The 25,634-nt window shown below is 66.0% G+C and carries 28 protein-coding genes and 1 tRNA gene; 7 read left to right on the top strand and 22 right to left on the bottom strand.

Annotation, left to right across the window (positions count from 1 at the left end; genetic code table 11):
- The first annotated feature begins 48 nt into the window (after window positions 1–48).
- Entirely contained in the window at window positions 49–1,089 is a 1,041-nt protein-coding gene (locus HTUR_RS14955) for a pentapeptide repeat-containing protein (protein ID WP_012944158.1), read from the top strand.
- Between the two features lie 45 nt (window positions 1,090–1,134).
- On the opposite strand, the gene HTUR_RS14960 is transcribed toward HTUR_RS14955, so the two are convergent.
- The 13 genes from HTUR_RS14960 to HTUR_RS15020 all read right to left on the bottom strand — a co-directional run bounded on the left by HTUR_RS14960 (window position 1,135) and on the right by HTUR_RS15020 (window position 13,988).
- Complete coding sequence (locus HTUR_RS14960; protein WP_012944159.1) at window positions 1,135–1,848, bottom strand: SOS response-associated peptidase; 714 nt, start codon at window positions 1,846–1,848, stop codon at window positions 1,135–1,137.
- A 604-nt stretch (window positions 1,849–2,452) separates the two neighbouring features.
- On the bottom strand, window positions 2,453–3,643 hold the full coding sequence (locus HTUR_RS14965; protein ID WP_012944161.1) for an RNA-guided endonuclease InsQ/TnpB family protein: 1,191 nt from the start codon (window positions 3,641–3,643) through the stop codon (window positions 2,453–2,455).
- Between the two features lie 205 nt (window positions 3,644–3,848).
- Window positions 3,849–3,929 (bottom strand) — tRNA-Ser (locus HTUR_RS14970).
- Between the two features lie 27 nt (window positions 3,930–3,956).
- The gene (locus tag HTUR_RS14975; protein ID WP_012944162.1) at window positions 3,957–4,241 is read right to left on the bottom strand and encodes a hypothetical protein; all 285 of its coding nucleotides are present in this window, start codon (window positions 4,239–4,241) and stop codon (window positions 3,957–3,959) included.
- Window positions 4,241–4,621 carry a Rid family detoxifying hydrolase gene (locus HTUR_RS14980; protein ID WP_012944163.1) on the bottom strand — a complete coding sequence of 127 codons (381 nt, stop codon included), beginning with the start codon at window positions 4,619–4,621 and terminating at the stop codon, window positions 4,241–4,243. Before HTUR_RS14980 ends, HTUR_RS14975 begins: the two co-directional genes overlap by 1 nt.
- A 113-nt stretch (window positions 4,622–4,734) precedes the next feature.
- Window positions 4,735–4,950 (bottom strand): hypothetical protein, encoded by a 216-nt coding sequence (locus tag HTUR_RS14985; protein WP_012944164.1) that lies wholly within the window; start codon window positions 4,948–4,950, stop codon window positions 4,735–4,737.
- 94 nt (window positions 4,951–5,044) lie between these two features.
- Window positions 5,045–6,256 carry a threonine ammonia-lyase gene (ilvA, locus tag HTUR_RS14990; RefSeq protein WP_012944165.1) on the bottom strand — a complete coding sequence of 404 codons (1,212 nt, stop codon included), beginning with the start codon at window positions 6,254–6,256 and terminating at the stop codon, window positions 5,045–5,047.
- A gap of 252 nt (window positions 6,257–6,508) precedes the next feature.
- Window positions 6,509–6,916, bottom strand: coding sequence for a gamma-glutamylcyclotransferase family protein (locus HTUR_RS14995; protein WP_012944166.1), 408 nt, complete (start codon window positions 6,914–6,916; stop codon window positions 6,509–6,511).
- Between the two features lie 129 nt (window positions 6,917–7,045).
- Window positions 7,046–8,194, bottom strand: a complete 1,149-nt coding sequence (citZ, locus tag HTUR_RS15000) for a citrate synthase (RefSeq protein ID WP_012944167.1) — start codon at window positions 8,192–8,194, stop codon at window positions 7,046–7,048.
- A gap of 170 nt (window positions 8,195–8,364) precedes the next feature.
- The gene (locus HTUR_RS15005; protein ID WP_012944168.1) at window positions 8,365–9,018 is read right to left on the bottom strand and encodes a helix-turn-helix domain-containing protein; all 654 of its coding nucleotides are present in this window, start codon (window positions 9,016–9,018) and stop codon (window positions 8,365–8,367) included.
- Window positions 9,019–9,429: 411 nt separating this feature from the next.
- Window positions 9,430–10,686, bottom strand: coding sequence for a Coenzyme F420 hydrogenase/dehydrogenase, beta subunit C-terminal domain (locus tag HTUR_RS15010; protein ID WP_012944169.1), 1,257 nt, complete (start codon window positions 10,684–10,686; stop codon window positions 9,430–9,432).
- Window positions 10,687–13,104: a rhodanese-like domain-containing protein gene (locus HTUR_RS15015; protein ID WP_012944170.1), complete on the bottom strand. Its 2,418-nt coding sequence runs from the start codon at window positions 13,102–13,104 to the stop codon at window positions 10,687–10,689.
- A gap of 521 nt (window positions 13,105–13,625) precedes the next feature.
- Complete coding sequence (locus HTUR_RS15020; protein WP_008894042.1) at window positions 13,626–13,988, bottom strand: cell division protein SepF; 363 nt, start codon at window positions 13,986–13,988, stop codon at window positions 13,626–13,628.
- Between the two features lie 240 nt (window positions 13,989–14,228).
- On the opposite strand from HTUR_RS15020, the gene HTUR_RS15025 reads away from it, so the two are divergent.
- The 5 genes from HTUR_RS15025 to HTUR_RS15040 all read left to right on the top strand — a co-directional run bounded on the left by HTUR_RS15025 (window position 14,229) and on the right by HTUR_RS15040 (window position 18,324).
- Window positions 14,229–15,002, top strand: a complete 774-nt coding sequence (locus tag HTUR_RS15025) for a DUF1028 domain-containing protein (protein ID WP_012944171.1) — start codon at window positions 14,229–14,231, stop codon at window positions 15,000–15,002.
- 188 nt (window positions 15,003–15,190) lie between these two features.
- On the top strand, window positions 15,191–16,294 hold the full coding sequence (locus HTUR_RS15030) for a putative sulfate/molybdate transporter (protein WP_012944172.1): 1,104 nt from the start codon (window positions 15,191–15,193) through the stop codon (window positions 16,292–16,294).
- Between the two features lie 228 nt (window positions 16,295–16,522).
- Window positions 16,523–16,648 (top strand): hypothetical protein, encoded by a 126-nt coding sequence (locus HTUR_RS28470; protein WP_012944173.1) that lies wholly within the window; start codon window positions 16,523–16,525, stop codon window positions 16,646–16,648.
- Window positions 16,641–17,120, top strand: coding sequence for a DUF7384 family protein (locus tag HTUR_RS15035; RefSeq protein ID WP_012944174.1), 480 nt, complete (start codon window positions 16,641–16,643; stop codon window positions 17,118–17,120). The genes HTUR_RS28470 and HTUR_RS15035 overlap by 8 nt, the downstream gene beginning before the upstream one ends.
- A 79-nt stretch (window positions 17,121–17,199) precedes the next feature.
- Window positions 17,200–18,324, top strand: a complete 1,125-nt coding sequence (locus HTUR_RS15040) for a guanosine monophosphate reductase (protein ID WP_012944175.1) — start codon at window positions 17,200–17,202, stop codon at window positions 18,322–18,324.
- Window positions 18,325–18,390: 66 nt separating this feature from the next.
- On the opposite strand, the gene arsM is transcribed toward HTUR_RS15040, so the two are convergent.
- The 6 genes from arsM to HTUR_RS15070 form a co-directional block, all read right to left on the bottom strand.
- The gene (gene arsM / locus HTUR_RS15045; RefSeq protein ID WP_012944176.1) at window positions 18,391–19,278 is read right to left on the bottom strand and encodes an arsenite methyltransferase; all 888 of its coding nucleotides are present in this window, start codon (window positions 19,276–19,278) and stop codon (window positions 18,391–18,393) included.
- A 28-nt stretch (window positions 19,279–19,306) separates the two neighbouring features.
- On the bottom strand, window positions 19,307–19,696 hold the full coding sequence (locus HTUR_RS15050; RefSeq protein ID WP_012944177.1) for an ArsR/SmtB family transcription factor: 390 nt from the start codon (window positions 19,694–19,696) through the stop codon (window positions 19,307–19,309).
- A gap of 198 nt (window positions 19,697–19,894) precedes the next feature.
- Window positions 19,895–20,503, bottom strand: a complete 609-nt coding sequence (gene rdgB, locus HTUR_RS15055; protein WP_012944178.1) for an RdgB/HAM1 family non-canonical purine NTP pyrophosphatase — start codon at window positions 20,501–20,503, stop codon at window positions 19,895–19,897.
- Window positions 20,504–20,662: 159 nt separating this feature from the next.
- Window positions 20,663–21,589, bottom strand: coding sequence for a pectinesterase family protein (locus HTUR_RS15060; RefSeq protein ID WP_049941761.1), 927 nt, complete (start codon window positions 21,587–21,589; stop codon window positions 20,663–20,665).
- Between the two features lie 111 nt (window positions 21,590–21,700).
- Window positions 21,701–21,985, bottom strand: a complete 285-nt coding sequence (locus tag HTUR_RS15065) for a DUF5808 domain-containing protein (RefSeq protein ID WP_012944180.1) — start codon at window positions 21,983–21,985, stop codon at window positions 21,701–21,703.
- A gap of 125 nt (window positions 21,986–22,110) precedes the next feature.
- Window positions 22,111–22,767 (bottom strand): helix-turn-helix domain-containing protein, encoded by a 657-nt coding sequence (locus tag HTUR_RS15070; protein WP_012944181.1) that lies wholly within the window; start codon window positions 22,765–22,767, stop codon window positions 22,111–22,113.
- A 96-nt stretch (window positions 22,768–22,863) separates the two neighbouring features.
- Here HTUR_RS15070 and HTUR_RS15075 point away from each other — a divergent pair, with 96 nt between their 5' ends.
- Complete coding sequence (locus HTUR_RS15075; RefSeq protein WP_012944182.1) at window positions 22,864–23,085, top strand: YgaP family membrane protein; 222 nt, start codon at window positions 22,864–22,866, stop codon at window positions 23,083–23,085.
- Between the two features lie 75 nt (window positions 23,086–23,160).
- Here HTUR_RS15075 and HTUR_RS15080 read toward each other — a convergent pair whose 3' ends face one another.
- The 3 genes from HTUR_RS15080 to HTUR_RS15090 all read right to left on the bottom strand — a co-directional run bounded on the left by HTUR_RS15080 (window position 23,161) and on the right by HTUR_RS15090 (window position 25,474).
- Entirely contained in the window at window positions 23,161–24,897 is a 1,737-nt protein-coding gene (locus HTUR_RS15080; RefSeq protein WP_012944183.1) for a bifunctional N(6)-L-threonylcarbamoyladenine synthase/serine/threonine protein kinase, read from the bottom strand.
- Between the two features lie 118 nt (window positions 24,898–25,015).
- Complete coding sequence (locus tag HTUR_RS15085; protein ID WP_012944184.1) at window positions 25,016–25,150, bottom strand: 30S ribosomal protein S27ae; 135 nt, start codon at window positions 25,148–25,150, stop codon at window positions 25,016–25,018.
- The gene (locus HTUR_RS15090; RefSeq protein ID WP_008894027.1) at window positions 25,151–25,474 is read right to left on the bottom strand and encodes a 30S ribosomal protein S24e; all 324 of its coding nucleotides are present in this window, start codon (window positions 25,472–25,474) and stop codon (window positions 25,151–25,153) included.
- Window positions 25,475–25,634: the final 160 nt, after the last annotated feature.

The following is a 25,634-nucleotide window of genomic DNA, read 5'->3' on the forward strand; positions in this document are numbered from 1 at the left end:
ACGTATTCAGGCACCACCATTAGGTGCCAGCTAGCTGCTAAGACGGCTATGACTACCCAGCGGTGTAGACACGTCACGAGTAGCAGCGGGGTCGACGAGGCCGGTGCGGTCTGTTGCTGGCGGCCCACGTGGGACGACGCCGATCGATGTCTCTGGCACACCGAGCGTGTCGTTCCGTCGGAGGAGTACGAGCGAAATCCGCCGGAGCCGGGCGAACGGCTCGACGGAGCGAATCTCGAGGGGACGATGGTGAGCGGGACGTCGTTCCTCGCGGGGCGGTCGCTCGTCGCCGCGGACTTCACCGACGCGGTCCTCGACGGCGCCGACCTCTCGGGGGCGGACCTCCGCCGCGCCAGATTTCAGGACGTCGACGCACACGGCGCGTCGTTTCGAAACGCGAACCTCCACGACGCCGTGTTCACCTTCGCCGACCTCCGGGGCGCGGACTTTCGAGGGGCGAGACTGTACCGCGCGGGGCTGACCGACGTTCGACTCAACCTCGAGACGGCGTTCGGCGAGCGGTCGGTGTACGAGGACGAACTGGAACGGGCGTCGGACGAGGATTTCCAGGAACTGTCCGAATCCGCACAGTGGCTCTACAGGGAACTGCAGCGCCTCTACGGGGAAAACGCGCTTTCAGAGCAGGCCCAATCCTACTACATTCGCGAGATGGATCTCCGGCGCCGCCTGGCCTGGCAGAGCAGAAACTACCTGCAGGCGATCACGCTCGCCGGGTCACGCTGGGTCATGCGCTACGGGACGAGTCCGTGGCGCGTCGTCGCGACCTCGCTGCTTCTGATCGTCGTCTGTGCGGGGCTGTTCCCGCTGACCGGCGGCATCCGTGAGATCGGAACTGACACGGCGATCACCTACGAGATCAACGATCCGACGGACACACCCGGTCCCGTCCTCGTTCGAACGTTTCTCAAGAGCCTCTACTTCAGCGTCATCACCTTCGCCACGCTCGGCTACGGCGACATCCAACCCGTCGGCGGATGGGCCCGTGCCGTCGCCAGCATCGAGACCCTGCTCGGATCGCTGCTGATGGCGCTGCTGGTCTTCGTCCTCACGCGGAGCGTCCACTACTGAACGCGCAGGGAGAACGAGCCGGAGAAAGCCAGAGGTTCGGACGGCTCAGCCGGTCTCGAGGGGCTCGACCAGTGACGGCTCGTCGACCGACGGATCGTTGACCGCCCGCGAGACCGGGTACGCGCGCATTTCGTCGGACGGATGGGGCGCGAGGAACTCGCCGGGGTCGTCGCCCGTCAGCCACTCCCGTTCGGATTCCGGCTCGAGGATCACCGCCATCCGGTGGTGGAGGTCCGCGACGAGATCATTGGGCTCGGTCGTCACGATGGTAAAGGTCTCGAGCGGGCCGTCTGAACCGTCGTCGGCCGCCTCGTCGAGTCCACCGCCGAACGCCTCGAGGCCGGCCTGGGTCGTCTCCTCGTCGGGCTCCCAACGCTCCCACAGTCCCGCCAGCGAGAACACGCGGTCGTCCTCGAAGGCGACTCTGTAGGGCCGTTTTCCCTCCTCGGTCTCGACCCACTCGTAGAAGCCGTCGGCCGGGACGATACAGCGACGGCGCTCGTAGGCATCGCGAAACGCCGGCTTCTCGTCGATCGTCTCCGCCCGCGCGTTGATGAGCCCGCCGCTGTCGTCCTCGGCCCACGACGGCACCAGCCCCCACTCGAGTCGCCGGAACGTCTTCGGGTCGTCGTTCGCGATCACCGGCAGGCGCTGGCCCGGCGCCATGTTGTACCGCGGTTCGAACCCGTCTGCGAACCGCGCGTCGAACCGCTCTTCGAGGACCTCCCGCTCGACCATCAGCGTGTAGCGACCGCACATACCTCGCCCGTCGATCCGTCGGGGTAAATCGTTGTTCGTCGCCGCTCGAGAATGTCGGTTCCACATACCGCACTGCAGACGAGTCCCGGGCCAGATTCGGGGCGCAGACGGCCGCTCGAGCCCCGACCGCACGACGAATACCGGTCCGTTCGCGGGGCGGTATGGGCCTCATACCATCGCCGAGACGGCCGGTAAGGTCCCCGTTACGATATCCGATCCCGGCGCAGGTCACGACGGGGTCATGATTACGGATCGATACGAAATGGTGGTGTGTCAAAGCGGTAACCTCGAACTCCGCGATCCCGACGACCCCGACTGCTGGATTACGACCGACTCGCCAGCGACAGTGACGCGGTAATCCGTCTCGCCTCCACGATACCGGTACCGCTCATCATTTTTCGTCGTCTAGTCGTCCTCCGACATCCCATTGAGTAGACGTCTGAAGACAGCACAGTATCGCAGTAACAGCGCGTTCCCCGTTTGGAGTACAGAACGACATCCGGAAACGCCAGAACAGGGATACCAACTGCCCACTCGCATAGCGTTGCGAGCGACGGCTTGTCAGTGACCTCGGCCTCGGTCCCGGGTGGGAGCAGCATCAACGCTAACTCGGCGTCCTCGATCCTGACTTCAGGGCGTATTGACTGACGCCCCTCCGACGTGACGACTGGTGGCCACGACGGAGATACCGTTTCGCGACGTTCTTCGCCGCGTTGTAGTCCGCGTGATTCCGATTTCCGCACGACTGGCACTCAAACTCGCTACCGGTCCGGTTCTCGTCTCCCGTGAAGCCGCATTCAGCGCACTGTTTGGACGTGTTCCGAGGTTGGATCGTCTCGATGAATAACCCCTCGATTTCGGCTTTGTACTTGACGTACTTTTTCAGCGTCCGAAACGCCCAGTCCGAATGCCAGTTAGCTTCGGGGAGTTGCATCCGAATTTCCTCGAGGTCCTCGAACACGATCCCGTCGCATCCGTGTTCCAGTGCTTCCTCAACGATCCCGTTTGCGACAGTATGGAGTACGTGACGGACATATCGTCGTTCGCGCCCGCGTCGAGCCTCGAGCGTCCGATGCGCTGATTGCGTTCCGGTCTCCTGTAATCCGGCCCTCGTTTTCTCGAATTCGCGACGCATGTGGTTGAGTTCGCCCGCATCGAAAAACCGTGCTGTACTGGTGACAGCAATCTGGTTCACGCCGAGGTCGACACCGAGAACCGTTCCGTTCTCGGTCGTTGATCCGGCGTTGTCCGCTTTCAGTTTGCGAAATCCGAGATGGAGGTACCACTCGTCATCGCGGTAGTGGAGCGTGCTCTCGGTGTACTCCCATCCCTCACCGTCGAGAAACGCGTACTGATACCCGTCGTCCTCCGCCGGAAGTGCCAAATCGGCGCGGACTCGAGCGTGATCGCCGAGCGTCGTAAGCGATACCTGTTCTTTGGCGGGGAACACGGTCATCGACCGCCTATCGTACGTAATCGATCGGGCCGTAAAACGCGGCTTGCTCGCTTTCTTTCCGTTCCGCAACTTTTCGGTACAGGATGTAACGACACTTGCGACTTCGTGACAGGCGAGAACTGCGTGTTGACTACCGAGTTCGGTTTCATCACGAATCCGATCGTATGCGAGGTCTTGCATATCGGACTTCGTCTCGTACCGCTTCCACGCCAGATCCGACGCGAGGTTGCAGGCGTCGCGCCACTCGTCGATTGTCGCGAACAGCAACCGCTCATCCTCTCGAGAGAGATCGGTCAACCGCGTGATAGCGGTCCGTCGGAAATATTCGTCCGATGGCACTACATATTATTTTATAGATCCTCAACTTAGAAATTGCGGTTAGACATGACCAAAATCTTCATTCAACATTCGGTGAGGGCCCCCTCGAGAAGTCTTATTCGACATTCTCGGATCAAGATTCATCCTACTTTAACCCAATATTTTGTAAATTATACGGAATTATAGGAAGCAATTCTCCTATTCAATGGATTAGATCCGTTAAAAACGCCAGGACTGGGATTTGAACCCAGAATCCCAAAGGGAACACGCTTTCCAGGCGTGCGCCTTACCGTTCGGCCATCCTGGCTCGTCTCCACCTAACCGCGTCCGTCTTTTAACTCTTACTTTTGTCGTCGCCGCTGTGTGCCTCGGTTTCACGCCGCGCACGCTGCGCCGCCCAGACGGCCACACGGTGCTCGAGACAGTAGGCCGTTCCCGCGGTGGCCGCGCCGACGAACACGGCGACGACGACCGCCTGACCGAACGTCACGAGCGGGTCGACGACCAGCGCGTAGCCCTGTACGAGCGCCAGGAACGCCATCCAACCGACGGCGCCCCAGAGGAGCGCCGAGACGATTCGGGGATGGGACCGGACGACCGGGGGCAGCGCCGGAGCCATTACTCGAGGGAGGCGACGGCTTCGATTTCGACGCCGACGCCCTTGGGGAGGGCGGCGACCTCGACCGCGCTACGGGCGGGCGGCTGGTCGTCGAAGTAGTCGGCGTAGGTCTCGTTCATCGCGTCGAAGTCGTCGATGTCGTCGAGGTAGACGGTGACCTTGAGGACGTCCTCGGACGACGCGCCCGCTTCGTCGAGGACGGCGTCGAGGTTGTAGAGGGCCTGTTCGGTCTGGGCCGCGATGGGTTCGTCGTCGAGCAGGTCGCCGTCGGCCGTCAGCGGAATCTGGCCGGCGGTAAAGAGCAGCGAGTCGTTGCTGGTCGCCTGGCTGTAGGCGCCGACCGCGGCGGGTGCGTCGTCGGTTTCGATGATCCGTTTCATAATCGATGACTCGAGCCGAGGCGGCTTAAAAGCGGCCGAAGTGCGTTCGAGCGCTCGGCGGCCGCAGTGACCGACACGAGCGCGGTACGAGTGTCGAGCGCGTCGAATCGCGGTCAGGAATCCGGCTCGAGAGCCTGGACGCTCACCGAGATGAAGTAGACGAACATGAACAGGAAGAAGCCGACGGTGAGCGGAACGAGCCGGTGATCGATAACGGCGAGGTCCAGGAGCGCCGAGAGCGAGATCCCGAGCACGTAGACTAGCATAACGAAGACGCCGATCGCGTAGTAGAACCGGAGATCGGATTCGAAGTATTCCTGAATTCCCATATCGCGTTATTGCCGACTGGTGGGAAAAGCATAGTGAACTGACCGGACGCAATGCGTACGTAGTTCGAGCGACTGACCGGTCCGACTCGACCGGTCAGGCGAGCACGTCGACCTCGTAGCCGGCCCCGCGCAGGTCGGAGAGGAACGCGTCGACGTGGTCTGGACCGCGCATCTCGAGTTCGATTTCGACTTCCGTATCGCTCATCTCGACGTCGCGGGAGGTCCGATCGTGGTGGATGGCGTAGATGTTCGCCTGGTGGGCGGTGAAGATATCGAGCAGATCCTCGAGCGCGCCCGGCCGGTCCTTCAGAACGGTTTGGATCTTCAGGTAGCGCCCGGTCTCGACGAGACCGCGGACGATGACGTTCGTCAGCGTGTTGAGGTCGATGTTACCGCCACAGAGCGCGGGGACGATGACTTCGCCCTCGTCGTAGTCGAACTTCTCGAAGAGGACGGCGGCGAGGGGCACCGCGCCCGCGCCCTCGACGAGCGTCTTCGAGCGCTCGAGGAGGTAAACCAGGGCGACGGCGATTTCGGGATCGGAGACGGTGACGACCTCGTCGACGTACTCCTGAATATAGGGAAACGTCTGCTCGCCGACGCTGCGGGTCGCGATGCCGTCGGCGATGGTGTCGACCTCGTCGATCGAAACCCGCTCGCCCTTCTCGAGCGAGGCGGCGGCACTCGAGGCGCCCGTGGCCTGGACGCCGATGACGCGCACGTCCGGGTTCTGCTCCTTGATCGCGGTCGCGATGCCGCTGATGAGGCCGCCGCCGCCGATGGGGACGACGACGGTCTCGACGTCGGGGCAGTCCTCGAGGATCTCAAGGCCGATCGTGCCCTGTCCGGCCATGACGTACTCGTCGTCGAAGGCGTGGACGTAGGTCCGCCCCTCCTCGCGTTCGATCTCGTGGGCGCGCTCGGCGGCCTCGTTGTAGTCTCGACCCGACAGGACGACCTCGGCGCCGTAGCTCTTGGTCGCCTTGACCTTCGAGATCGGCGCGTGTTCGGGCATGACGATCTTCGAGTCGACGCCCGACCGCGTGGCCGCGAGCGCGACCCCCTGGGCGTGGTTGCCGGCGCTGGCGGTGACGACGCCCGCGTCCTTCTGATCCTCGGAGAGCGTCGCGATCCGGTTGGTCGCCCCGCGGATCTTGAACGCGCCGGTCCGCTGGAAGTTCTCCAGTTTCAGGTGTACCTCGGCATCGGTCATCGAGGAATAGGTGTGCGAGCGCTCGAGCGGCGTGTGTCTGGACGTTTCCCGTACTCGTTCGCGAGCCTCGAGAATATCGTCGAGTTCGAGCATACGCCCGACTACGGGGCGGGTACTGTAAGACTGTCGGGGATGACTCGCCGGTCGGCCCGGCGCTTACGGCGACCCCAACAGGACAGTGTTGCCGATTCGGCAACACGACAGGGAATACAGGGAATGCACGGCGTGTGACGTGCGAGTGTAGAACGGGACGCAGAGCATATAAAGCTCATGGCTCCGAAGTAAAAGTGAAATCGCCAGACAGCGGCGGGGAAACGCCCGCGTCTGACGGTTGGCAGACGACCGTCATTCGTCTCTTCTTACCACGGTGGTGTTTGGCACGATAGCGGCGCGCACCGCGTCGCGAAACGGGCGGTCGTCCGGCCAGCCGTCGGCGGCGTGGGCACCGAGCCGACCCGGGTCGCCGACGTAGATCCAGACGCGCCGGTCGTCCGGCCCCGAAACCGCAACCCGAACGTACAGGTCGCGATCGACTCCTTCGTAGCGATCGAGCCGCTCGAGCGCGGGTTCGTCGACCGCGAGGAGCCGGCCCTCGACGCTGCCGCCCGGAACGAGCGTCGGATATCGGCCGTCGACGCGGTGGAGCCCCTCGAGCGTCGCCGGCCCGGCGAACTCGTACTCACCGGGGCCGTCCTCGAGCAGCGACGCGACCCGTTCGGGGTCGGTCAGCGTTCCGTAGACGAAGACCAGCACGCGTCGGCGTACGCGCTCGACGGTCTTGCCCGTACTGGTCGGACCGGCGCTACCGGGACCGGTATCGGTTCCGATGTCGTCGAAACAGACCTGCGACGCCGAAAAAACTGACTCGCTCGAGTGGCCGCGTTACCGTTCGTCGACCGGGACGAACTCCTGATCCGTCGGGCCGGTGTATCGCGAGAGCGGGCGGATGAGGCGGTTGTCCTCCTGGTACTCGAGGACGTGACCGACCCAGCCGCCGGCGCGGCTCATCGCGAAGATGGGCGTGTACATGTCGATCGGGATGCCGAGCTGGTAGTAGACCGAGCCCGAGTAGAAGTCGACGTTCGGGGCGATACCCCGTTCGGCGAGTCCCTTCTCCTCGGAGAGGTACTGCTCGATGGTGGTGGTGATCTCGTACCACTTGTCGTCGCCCTCCTCGGCGAGTTCCTTGCTGCGCTCTTGCAGGATCTTCGCGCGGGGGTCCTTGACGTTGTAGACGCGGTGGCCGAATCCGGGAATGCGACGGCCTTCGTCGGTCGCCTGCTCGACCCAGTCGAGGGGGTCGAGGTTGCTCTCGTCGATCTCGAAGAGGACCTCCATGACGTCCTGATTAGCGCCGCCGTGAAGCGGGCCGGAAAGGGCGCTGACACCGCCGGTCACGGCGCTGTAGATGTCGGCCATCGTCGAGCCGATCACCATCGACGTAAACGTCGAAGCGTTCAGGCCGTGGTCCGCGTGCAGGATCAGCGCCTGGTCGAAGGTTTCGGCGTGGACGTCACCGGGTTCCTCGCCGGTCAGCATATACAGGAAGTTCGCCGCCAGACCCAGCTCAGGGTGGGGATCGACCGGCTCCTCGCCCTGGCGGTAACGCTCGAAGGCCGCCAGCGCAGTCGGGATCTTGGCGGTGATGCGTCGCCCCTTTCGCATCGTCGCCTCGAGATCCTCGGGATCGGCGTCGCTCTCGGGCTCGTAGGCCGAGAACATCGAAACTGCGGTTCGGAGTGCGGCCATCGGCCGCTCGTCGGCCGCCGCGAGTCGCTCCATGGCGTCGAGAACGTCGTCGTGAACCCCGCGCTCCTCGGAGAGCGCCGCGGAGAACTCCTCGAGTTCGTCCGCGGTCGGGAGTTCGCCGTGCCAGAGGAGATAGAGGACTTCTTCGTAGCTCGCGCCGCGAGCGAGATCCTCGATCGAGTACCCTCGATAGATCAGTCGACCGGCGTCACCATCGATCGAGCTGAGCCCTGACTCTGCGACAAGGACTCCCTCCAGTCCTTTTTTGAGATCGTCAGCCATGGTCGGTATTTCGCACCCCATTGGAAAAGTATTGTCGTTTGTTCGCCGTCACAGCCAAACGCGTGTGATGTCTCCGTTTCGTTCCGAGCGTGTGAACAATCGAACCCGTTATAAGGGGAACTAATTCGACGTTCGGTCACCAGCTACTGTATGCAGCGGATTATTTTACATTATTTTTCGAGCAATGCGTCGAGCAGCTTCGTCTGGGCGGCGGCCAGATGCTCGGTGAGCGTCGACCGAGCGATTCCCAGTTCCTCGGCGACGTCCGTCGCGTTCGCGCCTTTCGGGTAGTCGAAGTACCCCATCTCGTGGGCCGTCTCGAGGATCTCGCGCTGGCGCGTCGTCAGCAGGTCGCGGTCGACCAGAACCGGATCCGACGTCTCGTCGTCGTGGTCCTGCGTGAGTTCCTCGACGAGGACGCTCTCGAACCGATCCCGGAGATCGTCGACGATGTCGGCGATCTCCGTCAGTTCGAGGGTGCGAAACGTCAACTGGAGCGCGCCGTCCTGTGCGCGGACCGAAGAGACGGGCGTCCCGGTTCCCTCGACGATTTCGCACGCGCAGTCGGCCTCGCTCTCGCGTTCGAATCGATAGATCTCCTCGCGTTCGTTCGCCTGGATCGGGGTCAGGTCGGTCGCGGTACCGGCGTCGATCGACTCCGCCCCGGCGTCGGCGGCGATACCGAACTCTTCGACGACCGTCCCGTCGGTCGACGCGCGCGACCGCGTCACGGAGGTGATCGGCTCGTCGGTAGACGCCGACACGTCCGCGATCGGGCAGTCCCCGGGATCCTCGACGACGACTGTGGCTCGAAACCCGGTCATGTGAACAGAGTACGCACTGTGCGTATTAACCCGACACCGGAATTCCCGCCGGCTGAAAACACCGAAAGCCCCTGCGCCGCTCGACCCACTGGACGAGCGGCACAGCCCCTTTCAGTCCCACCCGAAAGCCCCGACCCGCTGGCGCAGGCGCCAGCGGGTCGCCCCTTTCAGTCTCGCCCGCCCGCGGTGGCCGCTCGGCGGCCGAAACGGGGAAACAGACCGGTCGACCGTCAGAGTGATCTGGATCGGTCGGCCGAGACGGAGAGTCGATCCGCCGACCGGTTCGGACGGAACACGGAAATCGACTCGAGCGAAATCGACGGAAGCCGAAGCGAGCACGTCACGAGACGAGCGTTCGTCGTCGGTCGCACGCGGTCCGCTACTCGAGCGGCCGAGCCGGGCTGCCGCGGCTCAACACCACTCCTCGTACTGGTGGACCCGCGCCGGGTTCAGCGGCTTGGGTTCCCGATCGGTGCCGTCGTAGGCCTCGCGGTGCTCCTCGTAGGAGATACCGACCGAGCCTTCGGGATCGTACTCCCGCGGGAGGGTCGACTCCGCGCGGCGGCGGTTCCAGTCAGCGAGGTGCTCGAGCGTACCGGGGCGGTCGATCGCCGTCGCCTCGAGGCCGTTAGCCGCCGCCGTCCAGGCCGCTCGGCCGGTCTCGGTGCGGACGACGACCGTCGTTTCACCGCCCGCAGTGCCGACGTTACCGGCGCTGATGTCGGCCGCAGCGCCGACGAAGTCCGCACACTCCGCACAGCCCCGCAGGCCCGCGGCGTCGAACGCGTCGACGTCGGTCTCGAGCAGCGTCGTCCCGTCGGCGTCGGACGCGTAGAGGGTCCCGTCCGTGATGTCGATCTTGTCGACCCGTTCGGAATCGACGTCGAAGCTCTCGAGGCGCGAGACCAGCCGCCTGTGCTCGAAGCTGCGGGTGCACATCAGCGCGACCGTCAGCGCGATCGGGTCGGCCGGCTCGTGGTCGTAGCGGTCGAGCGCGGTCGCGCCCTGAATCACGCAGGGCGTGCCGACGAGCGCGAGGTCCGCCTCGGCGGGGTCGAGCCCGTCATCGGCCAGCAGGTCGTCGATCTGGCCGAGGCCCATCGTCTGGCTGTAGATGCTGCCGCCGGCCTCGAGGAGGTCCTCCCGAGAGGTCGCGAGGAACGGCTCTCCGCGCAGGGGGTCCTCCTCGCTCTCGCGGGCGACCACCGCGCCGTCGAGTTCGCTCGCTTCGATCAGTTCGGCCAGCAGAGCGGTGACGGCGCCGCCGTCCTGGCCGGCCGCCGCGGCGTCGCCGTTCGCTCGCGCGGCGTAGGTCGCGGGCTCTGCGAGGCCGCGTTCTTCGGCGGTCAGCTCGAGGTGGCGTTCGTAGCGGAGGCCGCTGCGGGGGCAGAAGTCCCAGCAGCGCGAGCAGCCGGTGCACATCTTGACCAGCGTGGGACGGTGCTCCTCCTCGTCGATGCCGATCGAGTCGGAGGGACAGGCCGCGACACAGGAGGCACACTGGATGCAGCGGTCGGCCTCGATGACGGTTTCGTCCAGATCGCGGAACCAGATCTTCCCCGGTGGTTCGGTCACGTCGTCGTTCAGCTCTCGAGGGTCGCCGCCGACGCCCTTCGGCTCGGACCGGGATCTCGGTTCGGGCACCGACGGACGGTTATCCGCGGACATTCAGCTCACCTCCGTGCCGACGGCGGGCGGGTCGGTCCTCGGTCGTTCCGTAACGATTTCGCGCAGTTCCGCGTCGGACTTCCGGTCGATCCAGTCGGCGAACGATTCGCCCGCCCCGCGGTCGCTCTCGTACGCGAGCATTGTCTCCCGAATCACGTCCGGCACGTCGTCGATCGGAATCTTCCCGACGAGCCAGTCGATGAATTCGTCGTCGCCGAGGTCCCCGCCGAGTCCGAGGTCGGCCGCGCGACCGGACTCGTGGTCGTCGCGGTAGACCTCGCCGCGCAGGCCGAAATCGCCGACCTGGGGCTGGGCGCAGGAGGCCGAGCAGCCGGACATGTGAACGCGGATCGCGTCGTGGTCGTCCGCGATACCGACTTCCTCGGCCCAGTCGTCCAGTTCGCGGGCCCACCTGATCGCGCGGTTCTTCGTCTCGATGATCCCGTAGTTGCAGAACTCCCGGCCCGTACAGGTGACGATTCCGCGCGTGAACGGCCCGGGATCGGGGCTGTAACGTTCGACGACCGGTTCGTCGAGAAACGCCTCGAGCGCGTCGTCCGCGAGGTGGGGGACAAGTACGTTCTGGTTGGGCGTCAGCCGAAGTTCGCCGTCGCCGAGGTCGTCGGCGAGTCGCGCCAGTTCCGCGAACTCGTCGCCGCCCATTCGACCCGTCGGGACGTTCAACCCCACGTAGGAGCGGCCGTCGTCCTGCTCGTGGACGCCGACGTGGTCGCCCCGGTAGTCGGTCGTCAGCGCCTCGTCAGGTGATTCGAACGCGAAGTCGGCGTAGGACTCGAGTTCCGCCCTGAAGCGCTCGGGGCCGAGTTCCTCGACGAGGAACCGCAGACGGTTGACGGCGGTGTCGAGGTAGCTGCCCCGGTCCATGAAGAGGTCGGCCATCGCAGCGACGAGGTCGTCGACTTGCTCTGGTTCGACGAAGAGGTCGATATCGCTAGCGACCCGCGGGCCGTCCGAGAGGCCCCCGCCGACCCGCGCGACGAAGCCGTCGCGGCCGTCCTTGACGGCCGGCGTCAGCCCCAGATCCTGAATCCCCGATCGGGCGCAGTCCTCGTGACAGCCCGTGATGCTGACCTTGAACTTCCGCGGCAGGTTGGCGTAGGGGTGGTCGCCGAGGAACCGCTCGCTGACGCGCTCGACGGTCGGCCGGACGTCGATCGTCTCGTCGGCGTCGATCCCCGCGGCGGGACAGCCGACGACGTTGCGAACCGAGTTGCCACAGGCCTGCATCGTCTCGAGGCCAACCTCGTCGTACCGGTCCCAGATCTCAGCGATATCCTCGATCCGAATCCAGTGCATCTGGATGTCCTGTCGCGTGGTCGCGTCGAGGTAGCCGTCGCCGAAGACGGGGTTCTGGTCGGGGCCGCCGTACGCCTCGGGCGCCCGGGCGAACTCGTCGGCCACCTCGCCGATGACGCGGGCCTGCTCGGCGGTGAGGATTCCGCCGGGCGCTCGCGTGCGGAGCATGAAGTAGCCCCGCTGTTTCTGGTGGTAGAGGCCGATCAGCTTCAACCGGTTGAGGACGTCCTCGCCGAGTTCCGCGACCATCGCGTCGAACCCGCCCGCGTCGGCGTAGGCGCGGACCTGCCGCTTGAGGTCGACGGGATCCCACTCGGGGGCCTCCGCGCGGACCCAGTCGGTCAGGCTCCCCTCGTAGAACGCGACGTTCTCGTAGCCGAGGTGCCGCAGGACGACGTAGGTGTGGCTCAACCGCCGCGCGGTGTTACAGTAGAGGACGATCCGATCATCCGGAGCGATCCCCCGGTCGGCGAGCAGCGACTCGAGTTCGTCCTCGGGCTTCAGTCGGCCGGTCTCGTCCTCGAGCAGGGCCTCCCAACCGAGTTGCACTGCGCCAGGGATGTGCGACTGATCGTACTCGGCGGCCGTTCGGGTGTCAACCACAACGGCGTCGCCCTCGACGGCCGCTTCGACGCCCTCGCGGTCGACGATCGGGGCGTCGTCGCGTCTGGCGGCCTCGTACGCCGTCAGGGTCGGCGTCGACTCCGTCCCCGGTGCAGCCGTCTCGAGGTCGGCCTCGATCTCCTCGAGCCACGCCTCGAGACCACCGTCGAGCAGGTAGAGGTCCCCCTCGTGACCGTAGACGGTCGCGGTGAGCAGGAACCGGGCCGCGTTGACGCCGCGTTCGTCATCGACGGCGACGACGGAATCGCCGCGCTCGATCCCTGCCTCGCTCATGCAATCGGCGAAGGCCGCCGCGCCGGGCAGTTTCCCCTCGGCGACACTGCTCGGATCACGGAACGCCTTGGTCGGGACGTTGACCGCGCCCGGAATCCGTCCCAGTTGCTCGTAATCGCGCTCCTCGCGGACGTCGACGACCGTCACCGACTCGCGGTGGGCCTCGAGCCACGACGAGGAGACGACGTGCGGTGCGTCGCTCACGGTCGCACACCTCCGGTATCCGCTCGTCGCTTCGGTCGTCCGTCCGACGCGGCTGGCGGGTGACGTCTTCGATCGCACCGCCTCGAGTCCGGGCCCCGTCCCGGCCCGGGTGGGGTCGGTAGTCGCGTACTCATTCTGTGGCCGCGAATTGGCTCGAGACCCTCTTTCAACTACGTCTCAGGGTAAACCGTACCGCGGCTCCGGAACCACGGCAGCGACGCGCCGCCACTCGTGACAGCTCTGTTACCCATCGTATGTCCGGTCTTTATTCGACCGCAGCGACGGGATCGATGGCAGGGGACTCGAGGCGGGCGGTCACTACTCGCCGCATCCGTCACTGGATACGGCAATAAAAACCGGATAAGGATCCGGTTCTCGGACCAGTACCGTGTCGTATGGACCCACGGGACACTGGACGGTGTCGTTCGGACTGCGACGAGTCTCTCGATGACCGGTCGATCTGAGGGAGGGCTCCCTTGAGTGTGAACGAGAGGGGCCGCAGAAAGGATCGAAGCGCCGACTCAGACCCGCTGGCCCAGTTTCTCGCGGCTGATGTGGACGCCGGTCGGCGTGATGATGATCTGATCGTCGCCCTTCCGGACGATGTCGCCGTCGACCTCTTGGGCGACCTGCCGGAGTTCGTCGACGATGTGTTCGACGGTGCTATCCGAGGTTCGCAGACGCGTGATGTCCGCGATGACGATGTCGCCGTCGTAGACGGCGTCTTTGATATCGATAGCGTCGGCCTGGTCGTTGACTTCGGCGATGTGTACCTGCATGGCCGCCTCGGCCGAACTCGCCGACGCGTCGTCGAGATCCAGTTCGACGTAGTCCTCGGCCGTCCGAGACTGACCGCCGCCGAGGATTTTGCTCATAAGTCCCATTGGCGTAACCCACCGCGGCCGCCAGTATAGTTCTTACGTCAGACACAGTCACGACTGCGAATGAATCGACCCCGAAGACGGGCGAACGAGTCTCGAGGGGCACCGACGGTTCCGTCGGCAAATCCGGCGACGCCGAGTTCCGTCGGAGCCGTTGAACGACGCAAGCGGGACGGACCGGTCTCGAAACCGCACAACGAGACCGGCGCGTGATTTTTGTCCGCGAGCGATGATCCACGAACCATGACCTTCAGTATCTGCGCTCACGAGGCCTACGAGACCCCGGACGGCGAGAGCCACCATCGATTCGGCGTCGCCGTGACGACCCGTCTTCCCGGCGTCGGTGCGCTCTGTCCGTTCGTCAGCGACCGCGGCGCCGTCGCGACCCAGAGCCTGATCAACGTCGAACTCGGCGAGCGCGGGCTCGCCTACCTCGAGGACGGGCTCGCGATCGATGATGCCCTCGAGGCACTGCTCAACGCCGACGAGGGCGCCCCGCAGCGACAGCTCCACGGCGTCGACCGCGAGGAGACGTTCGCCTTCACCGGCGCGGAGTGCGTCGAGCACTCCGGACACCTCGAGCACGACAATTTCACCGTCGCCGGCAACATGCTGACCGGCGAGGACGTCCTCGAGGCGGCCGCGGCCAACTACGCGGCCAACGCCGTTCACGAGACGACCGATCCCGCGACTGGGCCGGAAGCGGTTCGGGACGACGCCGAAACCGATCCGTTGGCGAAGCGGCTGATCGACGCCCTCGCGGCGGGCAACCTCGAGGGCGGCGACAAGCGCGAGGAGCTGTCGGTTCAGAGCGCGGCGGTCGTCGTCGAGACGACCGAACACCACGACTGGGAGCCGGCGTACGACGACCTGCGGATCGACGCGAGCGAGACCCCAATCGCCGATCTGCGAGAGACCTACGACCTCGCGATGGCCGGCTACGAATCCACATTAGAACGGTACAGCGACGCCTTCGCGGCGGACTCGCTCGAGTCCGTCGAAGACGAGGGACCCTGACGGCGACCCTTCTAATTTATATAGCGAGATCTAATTTATACGCCGAGAAACGAGAGCTCGGCGACCACTATCGAGAAAACTCGTTTCGTGCCCGACGCAGTAACGGATATTCCTAGCGCAGGTATCGGGATAGAACGAGAACTGGTTACGGACAAACCTCAAATGGGTTCCGACTGTATCGGGGATAGATGGCGCATTCGTTCCGGTCTGGGGCCGGCTCCGCGCTCGAGTTTTCGACGGGCGAGCTGACAGGAGCGCTAGGTGATTCGGTTACGGTATTGCCGCTGGTAGTCGCGCTGGCGGCGACGACGAGTGTCTCCCTGCCTCACGTACTGGTCGGCTTCGGCGTCTTCCAGATCGTCTGGGGACTCTACTACGGACTACCGCTGTCCGTCGAACCGATGAAGGCCTTGATCGGGCTGGCGATCGTCGGGACGCTCACCTATGTGGAACTCGCCGCCGCCGGCCTGGTAGCGGGGGGCATACTGCTCGCGGTGGGGAAACTGGGGCTCGTCGGCCGACTCCAGCGGGTCGTCGGCGAACCCGTGATCCGCGGCGTACAGTTCGCCGTCGCCTTGCTCCTCCTCGAGGCGGCCGTCGACCTCTCGACGGGGAACCTCCCGGTCGCGATCGGCGGGCTAGCCGTCGTCGGCCTGCTAGCGCTGGTCGGCTACCGGCAGGCCAGCGTGCTGGTCGTGCTCGGGCTCGGCGCCCTCACGGCCGTCACGACGACGGGAATCCCGACACCGCAGGTGCCCGCTCTCGCCGTCTTCCCGGCGGGCGGGCCGACCCTGTCTTCCGCCGCGCTCGAGGGGACCGTCGCACAGTTGGGGATGACGGTCGGGAACGCGGCGATCGCGACTGCCCTGCTCTGTGGCGATCTCTACGACCGGGATATCTCGCCAGACGCGCTCTCGACGAGTATGGGCGTGACCTGTCTGGCGGCGATTCCGCTCGGCGGCGTGCCGATGTGCCACGGCAGCGGCGGACTCGCGGGGAAGTACGCCTTCGGCGCTCGCACCGGCGGTGCGAACGTGCTGCTCGGGGTCGGCTACCTCGCGCTGGCGCTCGTGGCCACCGGGGCCCTGCTGGCCGCATTCCCGCTTGCGGTTCTCGGCGTCCTGCTCGTCGTCGTCTCCCTCGAGTTGGCTCGAGCGGCGTTCGAGCCGGTCTCGGGCCGCCGTTCGCTGGCGTTCGTGCTGGGCGTCGGCGCCATCGGCCTGTTCATCAACGTCGGCGTCGCGTTCGTCCTCGGCGCTGGCCTGTTCTGGGCGTTGGCTGGAGCGGAGTGATCGGCCGCTCGGAGTAGCGTCTTTCCGCACTATGTTCTGTTTTCGACGGTAGCGCAGCGGACTCTCCGCAAAATCGCAGCGAGAACGACGCTCGAGCGGTGTAGCGGCGGCTGTCGGCTACGTCCGTCACTCCCTCGATTCTAACGGGATAAATTTCATACCGCGATATCAAATCCGTCGAACTCGAGAGACGCGGGGCTTTTCTCCCCGGACTGCGAAGGTGTGCCGATGCCAGCGAGCTGGGCCGAACTCTTCGATCGGGGCGCGGATTACGACGTGGATCTCGAGGCCGTTCGAACGGCGGCCGACGAACTGTCGACCGAGACGGAGACGGAGGCCGGCGACGATGCCTGAGCGACCGAATCCGGCCCGCGTCGTCGCGGCCCCCAAAGTGCTCGCGGCCGACCTGCTCGTCGGCGGCGACGCCCGGGACGCCCTCGATCACGTCCGTCGTCACTCCTGGGTCGAACTGGTTGCGAGCGACCCGCTGCTCGAGGAGACCGAACGGCTCGTCGCGGCGCTGGCCGATTCCGACCTCGCGGCCGACCACCGGGAGCGACTCGAGACCGAGCGAGTGGCCGTCGACCAGCCGGCGGACGACCACCCGGCGCTCGCCTCGGCGTACCGCGGCGGGGCCGCACACCTGCTCTCGTACGACGAGGGGCTGGGGTCGGCGCGTGCGGGCCTCTCCCTGCAGCCTCGCGTCTCGGTCAGCGTCCGCCCCCCGGATGCGTTCGCGCAGCTGTTCGACCCCGAGAGCCTCTACGAGGCCGTCGAGGGCGGGGCGTATCCCGGTCCGGATCGGGATCCTCGAGCGTCGGAGTAGCACGCGGGGAGACGGTCGTGACACGGGCCCCTCGAGCCGAGACGCTTATCCGGCCACAGCCTCGAGTAGTGAGGGGTCAATGAACGATCTCCGCACCGGACTGAGTTACGGGGACGTGCTCCTCGTTCCGAATCGCTCGCCAGTCGACAGCCGCAGCGACGTGGATCTCTCGACGCGGCTCACGCCATCGGTCGAACTCGAGACGCCGCTGGTCTCGGCCGCGATGGACACCGTCACGGAGGCCGAACTGGCGATCGCGCTGTCGCGGGCCGGCGGGTTCGGCGTCCTCCACCGCTTTCTCACGCCGGCGGAACAGGCCGAACAGGTCGCGCGCGTGAAAAACGCCGACGAGCAGGTCGGCGCCGCCATCGGGATCGACGAGGACTTCGTCGGACGCGGCGGGGCGCTGGTCGAGGCCGGCGTCGACGCGCTCGTCGTCGACGTCGCCCACGGCCACATGGAACGAACCATCGACGCCGTCGCGCGGCTCCGCGAGGAGTTCCCCGAGACGGATCTCGTCGCCGGTAACGTCGCGACGCCCGCGGGCGTCGAGGATCTGGCGGCCGCCGGCGCCGACTGCGTGAAGGTCGGCATCGGCCCCGGCTCCCACTGCACCACGCGGAAGGTCGCCGGAGCGGGCGTTCCGCAGCTGACCGCCGTCGACGACTGCGCGGAGGCGGCCGAGGCTCTCGACGTGACGATCTGCGCCGACGGCGGCATCCGCACCTCCGGCGACGCGGTGAAGGCGCTGATGGCGGGCGCCGACACCGTGATGATGGGCAGCCTCTTCGCGGGCACCGAGGAGGCCCCCGGCGCGGTCGTCGAGGTCGACGGCACGCGATACAAGCGCTCGCGCGGCATGGCGACGACGACCGCCGCGGAGAAGCGCGACGACAAGGAAGAGGACGTCCGCGCCGACGAGGGTGTCGAGGCGCTGACCCCCTACAAGGGGCCGGTCGCCGACGTCGTCGCGGAGTTCTGTGCGGGTATCCAGTCCGGACTCTCTTACTGCGGCGGTCACACCATCCCCGAGGCCCGCGAGAAGGCGGAGTTCATCCGCGTCGCGGCCAGCGCGAAGGAACGCGAGGGCTACCACGCCGACCACGACTGGGAGGGTGTCGACGTCGACAGCACGGCGAAGGCCGGCGGCGGTTCGGGTTCCGAAGACGGGAGCGCGAACGCGACCGCGGAAGGCGACGACTGACGGCCGTCGATCGCAGTTCGTCCCTGCTTTCGAATTCGGACTCGAGCGAAAACCTCCGATCGCGACTCAGACGGGTTTTCTCGCTTCGATCCGAGCGGACGCGACTGGCAGGTCCGCGGTCCACTCGCCCTCGAGGGCGATCGAGCCGTCGACGAAGCCGGCGTCGTCGAGCAGCGGCTCGAGTTCGTCGATCGTCGCGGCCCCGCCGACGCAGGCGTCGACGGCGTCGGGATTCTCGCGGATCTCCCGCGGTAGCGGCTCGGTCGCGACGAGGTCCGAAATCGCGAGCGTGCCGCCGGGCCGAAGGACTCTGTACGCCTCCGCGAACACCTGGCCCTTGTCCGGCGAGAGGTTGACGACGCAGTTCGAGACGATCGTATCGACGGTCGCGTCGGCGACTGGAAGGTGTTCGATCTCGCCCAGTCGGAACTCGACGTTCTCGAACTCGCCCTCGGCCGCGTTCTCGCGAGCGCGCTCGAGCATCTCCGGCGTCATATCGACGCCGATAACCCGCCCCGAGGGGCCCACCTCGCGAGCCGCGAGGAAGCAGTCGAACCCGCCCCCGGAGCCGAGGTCGAGGACCGTCTCGCCGGCCTCGAGGTTCGAGATCGCAACGGGATTGCCACAGCCGAGCCCGAGGTTCGACTCCTCGGGGGCGGCCTCGAGGTCGGCCGGCTCGTAGCCGAGCGACAGCGCCCGAGACGGATCGTCCTCGAGGTCGAACTCGCCGTTCGAAGCGTCACAGCAGCCGCTGTCGGTTTCCGAGGTGTCACAGCACTCCGTTTCGGTGTCGTCGTCGGCCGCGGGGTCGTCACAGCAGTCGGCGTCGGTCGTCGAGGCGTCGCAACAGTCGCCGTCGGCGGACGCGACCTCGGCGTACCGCTCGCGGACGTGCGTTCGCTGATCGCGCGGCGTGTCGGTCGCGTCGTCGGTGGTGGTATCGTTTCCTGTCATGGTTGTCTCGGTTCGTATCGGTCGACAGTCAGTCGGTTTCCGGAACGTCGACGGCGGCTCCGATATCGAGCAACTCGAGCGCCGCCGTGTCGGCGATCCGGTAGTAGGTCCACTTCCCCTTCTTCCGGCCCTTGATCAGCCCCGCTTCCCGGAGCCGCCGGAGGTGGGTCGCGACCGTCGACTGGGGCGCCCCGAGGACGACCTGCAGTTCGCAAGCGCACAGTTCGCCGTCGCGGAGCGCCTCGAGGATCCGTACTCGGTGTTCGTTCGCGAGCGCGCCGAACACCGCCGCTTGCGTCGCGACCCTGTCTTCGGCCGGCCGCTGCTCCGTCAGGGCGTCAACGGTCTCCTCGACGTCGTCGCACACGGCCTCGAGGCTCCGGCAGGCTGCCTCGATCGCGTCATCGTCCGAATCCATATTGTGTTTTCTCGATCTGTTTTGGACGAGAGGATGCTCTCGAGAGCGATTTCTCGAGCACTCCCTCGTCTACTATATCCATCGTTCCGCGACGATATAAAGGTCTAGCACCGCATATCGAGAAATAATCGAATTCGAGGGTTCGGTAGATTGGAGTCAGGTCGTCGAGAGCAAATCGGAAAAAGTCGATCTATCGCCTCACTGGTCGCGTCCGGCGTACCACTCCGCGAACTCGGCCAGCGCGCGGCCGCGATGGGAGATCGCGTTTTTCTCCTCGGTGCTCATCTCGGCCATCGTCTGCCCGTTGTACTCGAAGATCGGATCGTAGCCGAACCCACCCTCGCCGCGCGGCGCGACGAGCGTTCCGGCGACCGAGCCCTCGAAGGTCTCGACTCTGACGGCTCGCGAACCGCTATCCGCTTCGCTCGCCGTCTCGTCCGAGGTGCGTGGCACTTCGCCGTCGGCGTACGCGAGCACCGTCTTGAACCGAGCGCGTCGGTTCTCCTCTTCGCTTGCGAGTCGCCAGAGCCGTTCGACGCCGACGGTGTCCTCCACGTAGGAGGAGTACGGGCCCGGGAATCCCTCGAGCGCGTCGACGAACAGTCCAGCGTCGTCGACGAGGACCGGTTCGTCGCTCCCCAGTTCCTCGAAGGCCTCGCGGGCGCCGTGGGCCGCGATCTCAGCGAGCGAGTCGCTCTGGACCTCGGTGTAGTCGTAGTCGATCTGTTCGACTGGCTCGAGGTCCGCGAGGTAGTCCCGCGCCTCGCGAACCTTCCCCTCGTTGCCGGTGACGAATCGAATGGCCATGTGCGAGCGACGTGGCGGCGACGGCAAAGCGTCGTCGGTTGCGTCGCGCCGACGTCGGTCGTCGTCTCCGCCTTTCGGAAGTGTCAGCGGTGACGTCGGCCGCTGATGGCTCGAGGCTCAGTACGTGCCGATCGGCGATCGACGGCTGGCGGCCGGCGATCAGTCGTCGGCGTCTGCGAGCCGCTCGAGCGGATCCCAGCCGTCGAGGACGGTCTCTCTGGTGTACTCGGTGGCCTCCTCGTCGGTCAACTGGTGGGCCCAGTCGACGCGCTCGTCGGGCGTAAAGCCAGGGCCCTCGTTCTCGTACTCGGCGTAGAAGGCGGTTTCCTCCTTGTCGGGGTCCCGCCAGTTGTGCCACCCTTCGGGCCGGACGTGCTCGCCGAGGTAGCAGTGTGCGAACACCGTCTGGGCGTAGGGACGCCAGGGTCGTCCCAGGTAGAAGGAATTCTCAGGCGCGTCGCCCGTGATCTCGCAGTTCCGGAAGAGGTAGCCGTAGTCGGTGTCCTCGGTCGTCGAGGCGGCGGTGACGTACCCCTTGTCGCCGGTACAGAAGATCTCGCAGTCCTCGAAGACGGCCGTCGACCAGCCGAAGATGAAGTCGACCCGGCCCTCGACGTAGCAGTCGCGGTAGTACTGGCGGCTGTCCTCGCCGTGGGTGTAGAGGGTGTCCTGGTGACCGAGGAACCGGCAGTTCTCGAAGACGGCGCGGTCGCCGTCGACTCGGACGGCCACGGCCTGTCCCACGGCGCCCGCCGTGTTCTGGAACGTGAGGTCCCGCGCCGTGAAGTCGTCGCCGAACAGGAAGCAACTCGAGGACTCGGTGGTCCCCATCTCCTCGCCGAAGCGGTTTGCCTCGCCGTTGTAGTCGTCGTAGGTCAGAATCGTCTCCTCGGGGTCCTCGCCGACGAGGGTCACATTGGTCTTGGAGGTCGGAACCACCAGTTTCTCCTCGTAGGTTCCGGACTCGAGGAAGATCGTCGTCTCCGCGTCTCGGAAGTCCGGAACCGCGTCGATCGCGGCCTGGACGGACTCGAAATCGCCGCTCTCGTCTCGCGCGACGACGAAGTCGAAGCTCTCGACCTGCATGCTGGCGCGAAGTTGCGGCGCCGCCCGGTATAACGGTTCGGTTCGGCAGCGCACGCTTGAAGCGCGGCTCTCGAGTCCGAGAGTGCAATTACGGCGAAAAACGGAGCGCTCCTACTCGTCCTGATCGTCGACGATGACCTCGACGGGCTCGTCCCGGCGGTCCTCGTCGGTTCCGGAGTCGCTCTGCTCTTGCTGCCAGAGGAGCGCGCCGGCGACGAGGACGACGATCCACGACCGCCAGTTGGCGAGGTTCAGCGTGTAGCCGACACCGAAGGGCTTCTCGACGAGCATCCCCTCGCCGGGCTGCCAGTACGAGGAGATCATCCGTCCGAGGCTGGGTCGATCGAAGTTGTACGGTACGCCGAGAATCTCTCCGGAAGTCGGTTTGTCTGCCATACGGAACGGTACGGTCTCACCCGATATGAGTATTGGGTCATCGTCTCCGTCAGCGGAATCGAACCCCGCGGACCCTCGAGAGCGCCGTCCCGAACCGCGGTTTCGCGGGGACGAGAGCCGCCGCCCTACCGCTCGAGCAACGCTCCGATCAGCGTCGACTCGGCTTTCTGGAGATGTTCCGCAGCGGTCGCGGTCGCGCAGTCGAGTTCGCGGGCGACGTCAGCCGCCGTCGCCTCGCGGGGAACGTCGTAGTAGCCAATTTCGAGGCCGGTTTCGACGGCCTCGCGCTGGCGCTCGGAGAGCCGCCCGATAGCGCTCTTCGGCGCGACGGTCTCCCCGCCGACCGCTTCGACGGTGACGCCGACGCCATCGGGGACGCCCTCGACCGCGTTCTGGATGTCGGCAGCCGTCCCGATGATCGAGAACGTGTTGGTCCCGTCGTCGTTGCAGACGATCGGCGGCACGGTGATCAGACTCCCCTGCGTGAAGTTCTCGAACAGCAGCCGCGCGGCGTCGGCGACCGCGCCCTCGAGGAAGCAGTGACACTCCCGATCTGTGAGCGGGAGGAGTTCGTACTCGTCGACGTTCCGACTGGCCTCGAGTTCAGCTTCGAACCGGCGGTAGTCGCCGCGAAGCCACAGCAGGAACGCCGTCGGCGGCGCCGCGACGTTCCAGTTGATGATGTGGGCTCGATCGAGCGACGGCGCCCCGCCCGCGAGCCGTCGGTACAGCGGTGGGGCGTAGTCGCCGGCGGGGTCCAAGGTGATTCGAACGCGTTTCATCGGTCGGTTGCTGTCGACTAGTCGACAGGAGGCGTGATAAATGCGGGCGACATATTCGGCCGAACGGTTTCAACTCGGCCGCCCGTAGGACCGCATATGCAGCGAAACGTCGGCGGATACGATCGCATCGTACGCGGCGTGCTCGGCATCTGGCTGGTCGTGATGGCCGCGGCTGCGTATCAGGACGACGAACGGGAACGCGCCGCGATAGCGGGCATCGCCGGACTCGGACTCCTCCAGAACGTCTGGATGGGTTTTTGCGGCGGGAATTACCTGCTCGGGGTCGATACGACCGGGGACTCCTGCTCCGCGGAGTAACGAGACCGCGAGTGTCGACTCGTCGAGCCGAGACGCATCGAGCCGAAAATCATCGAGTGACTCCCTCGAGGCGACCTATTCCGGAGCGTCGTCGGTAACGTACCGGCCGCGTCCCTCGACGTCCCGCAGGCGCTCGAGCACTCGCTCCTCGCCGACCTCGCGGTAGCCCTCCCGAAGCGCCTCGCGGAGCGGGTCGGGGTCATCGGCGGTACCGACGAGGCTCTGGTCGAAGACGTGGATGTCCATCGCGTAGTCCTCGACGTGGTCGGTGTGGTAGCCGAGGCCGAAGTCGATGAGGACGGTTCGCTCACGGACTTCGTCCGTTCGCTCGTCTCGGGAGGCGTCGCGTCCCGCACGCCCGACGCGGACGTTTCGCGTCGTCGGATCGCCATGGACGAACCCGGCCCAGTGCAGTCGTGCGAGGTGTCGACCGACGTCGCGAACGCACTCGGCGGTCAGCCCATCGCGGAGATCCGTCTCGCCGACGTACTCGAGTTCGAGGCGCGCCTCCCGCGGATCGACGTCCGAGAGCACCGGCGTCGGCACCCCCTCGCGGCGTGCGAGGCTGGTCAGGCGGGCCTCGAGGGTCGTCCGCTCGCGGCGCAGTCGCTCGTCGAGTTCGGGATGGCGGTAGCTCTTGACCTCGCGGTGTTTCGTGACACGGCCGGTTTCGGGCTCGAGGTCGACGAGCGCTTCGGCGCCGCGGACCTGCGTCTCGCTGCCGTCCGCCCCGCGGCCGGCCGCGAGCTCGGGCTCGTCGCGTCGCCACGTCACCGGCACCTGATCCGGCCGATAGTTCGGATCGACCTGCGAGTCCTCGATCTCGAGTGTGTCGCCGGCCTCGTACATCTTCGCGCCGAGCACGGCGATCATGCCGGCGTTGTCCCGGAGGAACCGGGGTTCGGGCGCGTGGAACTCGGCCCCGCGCTGGGCGCACATCTCCGCGAGCATCTCGCGTAAGCGCTCGTTCTGTCCGACGCCGCCGCCCAGCACGAGTTCGTCGCTGCCGGTCAGCGAGAGCGCGCGTTCGGCCACTTCGGTCAGCATGCCGAAGATGTTCTCCTGCAGCGAGAAACAGATGTCCTCGACCGGCGTCTCGTCGTCGTAAGCTTGCTTTGCGGCGCTCATGATCCCCGAAAAGGAGAAGTCCATGCCCTTGACGACGTACGGGAGGTCGACGTACTCGCCGTCCTCGGCGGCCGCCTCGACCTTCGGCCCGCCGGGGTGGGACCAGCCGACGTGGCGGGTGAACTTGTCGATAGCGTTGCCGACGCCGGTGTCCATCGTTTCCCCGAGCACGCGGTAGCGGCCGTTGCGATAGGCCAGGAGGTGGGCGTTGGCGCCGCTGGCGTTCAGACAGACTGGCGAGTCGAAGTCCGCCGTATGGCGCCCGATCTCGAGGTGGGCGACCATGTGGTTGACGCCGACGAGCGGGACCTCGAGCGCCTGCGAGAGCGCCCGGGCGGCCGTGCCGACGATCCGCAGACAGGGGCCGAGCCCCGGCCCTCGAGAGAACGCAATGGCATCAACAGGCGCAGCCTGTTGGCCCGACGAGCTTCGCTCGTCGACGTCGACCGGCGCCTCGCCGGCGGGCCCGTCGTGGGTCTCGCGGGCGTGCTCGAGTGCGGTCTCGACGACGCGGGGAATCGCGTCGTGCATGTGTTCGGCGGCCTCGCGGGGGTGTATGCCGCCGCTGTCGGGCTGGTAGGCGTCGCTCTCGATGAAGACGTCGTCGGTCGCGGAATCGTAGACTGCCGCGCTGGCCGCCCAGGCGGTGCCTTCGATTCCGAGGATTCGGATGTCAGAATTCACGGATTACTACTGCGACTGCTCGGTCGATTGGTTCGCGCGGAGAGAAGGCCGCTACTTGCTCACGGACGCAATGCGTCCGTTCGCATCTTCGAGGACTCTCGCTGCGCTCGACTCCTCGCTATTCCCACTCGGTGTACCCGCACTTGCCGCAGTGCTGGCGGTCACCGTGGTCGGCGAGGAAGGAGTCCCCGCAGCGGGGGCACTGTTCGCGCTCGGTGCTGCCGTCGTCGTCGTAGAGTTCGTGTCGTGGCATTTATGCTTCCTCCGCTTCGGCGTCCGCCTCAGCCTCGGCCTCTTCGGCGCCGATCTTGTTTCGCTCGAGCATGTGGTCTTGCTCGACGTCGCGGGCGTCGTCGGCCGTGTCGTAGACCTTGGCCTCGCCGACGGTCTTTCGCATCCCGAACTTCGTGTCGAGCTTGCGGACGACGACCTCGTCGGCGTCCTTGTTCAGTTTGGCCGCGAGACTGTCCCGAACCTGCAGGCGCTCCGGCGTCGCGTCCTCGTGGGACAGTTCGAAGGTCACGTCGGTTCGATGCAACATGGGATTCTCCGTTTCGGAGATGATGTCGACGTCCATGATATCACTCAGTTACCCTACTATCCCCGTGTCGCGACTAAAAGGATTTCGAAGCACCCCACCGTTGCCGGCCGACGAGCGGGGCCGCGATAGAACCGTTCGCGTCAACCACTGCGAGAGCCGTCAGACCGGGTTGAATCCGGACCGAAGTGATGAAAGA

Source organism: Haloterrigena turkmenica DSM 5511 (assembly GCF_000025325.1).
Taxonomy (GTDB): Archaea; Halobacteriota; Halobacteria; order Halobacteriales; family Natrialbaceae; genus Haloterrigena; species Haloterrigena turkmenica.

Excerpts from the sequence above, each read along its gene's own strand:
- HTUR_RS15085 (WP_012944184.1), bottom strand. The coding sequence starts at position 25,150 with ATGCCACGACACGAACTCTACGACGACGACGGCAGCACCGAGCGCGAA.
- arsM (WP_012944176.1), bottom strand. The coding sequence starts at position 19,278 with ATGACAGGAAACGATACCACCACCGACGACGCGACCGACACGCCGCGC.
- HTUR_RS14980 (WP_012944163.1), bottom strand. The coding sequence starts at position 4,621 with ATGAAACGGATCATCGAAACCGACGACGCACCCGCCGCGGTCGGCGCC.
- HTUR_RS14955 (WP_012944158.1), top strand. The coding sequence starts at position 49 with ATGACTACCCAGCGGTGTAGACACGTCACGAGTAGCAGCGGGGTCGAC.
- ilvA (WP_012944165.1), bottom strand. The coding sequence starts at position 6,256 with ATGCTCGAACTCGACGATATTCTCGAGGCTCGCGAACGAGTACGGGAA.
- HTUR_RS15030 (WP_012944172.1), top strand. The coding sequence starts at position 15,191 with ATGGCGCATTCGTTCCGGTCTGGGGCCGGCTCCGCGCTCGAGTTTTCG.
- HTUR_RS15020 (WP_008894042.1), bottom strand. The coding sequence starts at position 13,988 with ATGGGACTTATGAGCAAAATCCTCGGCGGCGGTCAGTCTCGGACGGCC.
- HTUR_RS15090 (WP_008894027.1), bottom strand. The coding sequence starts at position 25,474 with ATGGACGTCGACATCATCTCCGAAACGGAGAATCCCATGTTGCATCGA.
- HTUR_RS14975 (WP_012944162.1), bottom strand. The coding sequence starts at position 4,241 with ATGGCTCCGGCGCTGCCCCCGGTCGTCCGGTCCCATCCCCGAATCGTC.
- HTUR_RS28470 (WP_012944173.1), top strand. The coding sequence starts at position 16,523 with ATGCCAGCGAGCTGGGCCGAACTCTTCGATCGGGGCGCGGATTACGAC.
- HTUR_RS14960 (WP_012944159.1), bottom strand. The coding sequence starts at position 1,848 with ATGTGCGGTCGCTACACGCTGATGGTCGAGCGGGAGGTCCTCGAAGAG.
- citZ (WP_012944167.1), bottom strand. The coding sequence starts at position 8,194 with ATGGCTGACGATCTCAAAAAAGGACTGGAGGGAGTCCTTGTCGCAGAG.
- HTUR_RS15075 (WP_012944182.1), top strand. The coding sequence starts at position 22,864 with ATGCAGCGAAACGTCGGCGGATACGATCGCATCGTACGCGGCGTGCTC.
- HTUR_RS14985 (WP_012944164.1), bottom strand. The coding sequence starts at position 4,950 with ATGGGAATTCAGGAATACTTCGAATCCGATCTCCGGTTCTACTACGCG.
- rdgB (WP_012944178.1), bottom strand. The coding sequence starts at position 20,503 with ATGGCCATTCGATTCGTCACCGGCAACGAGGGGAAGGTTCGCGAGGCG.
- HTUR_RS15005 (WP_012944168.1), bottom strand. The coding sequence starts at position 9,018 with ATGACCGGGTTTCGAGCCACAGTCGTCGTCGAGGATCCCGGGGACTGC.
- HTUR_RS15010 (WP_012944169.1), bottom strand. The coding sequence starts at position 10,686 with ATGTCCGCGGATAACCGTCCGTCGGTGCCCGAACCGAGATCCCGGTCC.
- HTUR_RS15025 (WP_012944171.1), top strand. The coding sequence starts at position 14,229 with ATGACCTTCAGTATCTGCGCTCACGAGGCCTACGAGACCCCGGACGGC.
- HTUR_RS15070 (WP_012944181.1), bottom strand. The coding sequence starts at position 22,767 with ATGAAACGCGTTCGAATCACCTTGGACCCCGCCGGCGACTACGCCCCA.
- HTUR_RS15050 (WP_012944177.1), bottom strand. The coding sequence starts at position 19,696 with ATGGATTCGGACGATGACGCGATCGAGGCAGCCTGCCGGAGCCTCGAG.
- HTUR_RS15060 (WP_049941761.1), bottom strand. The coding sequence starts at position 21,589 with ATGCAGGTCGAGAGCTTCGACTTCGTCGTCGCGCGAGACGAGAGCGGC.
- HTUR_RS15035 (WP_012944174.1), top strand. The coding sequence starts at position 16,641 with ATGCCTGAGCGACCGAATCCGGCCCGCGTCGTCGCGGCCCCCAAAGTG.
- HTUR_RS15065 (WP_012944180.1), bottom strand. The coding sequence starts at position 21,985 with ATGGCAGACAAACCGACTTCCGGAGAGATTCTCGGCGTACCGTACAAC.
- HTUR_RS15040 (WP_012944175.1), top strand. The coding sequence starts at position 17,200 with ATGAACGATCTCCGCACCGGACTGAGTTACGGGGACGTGCTCCTCGTT.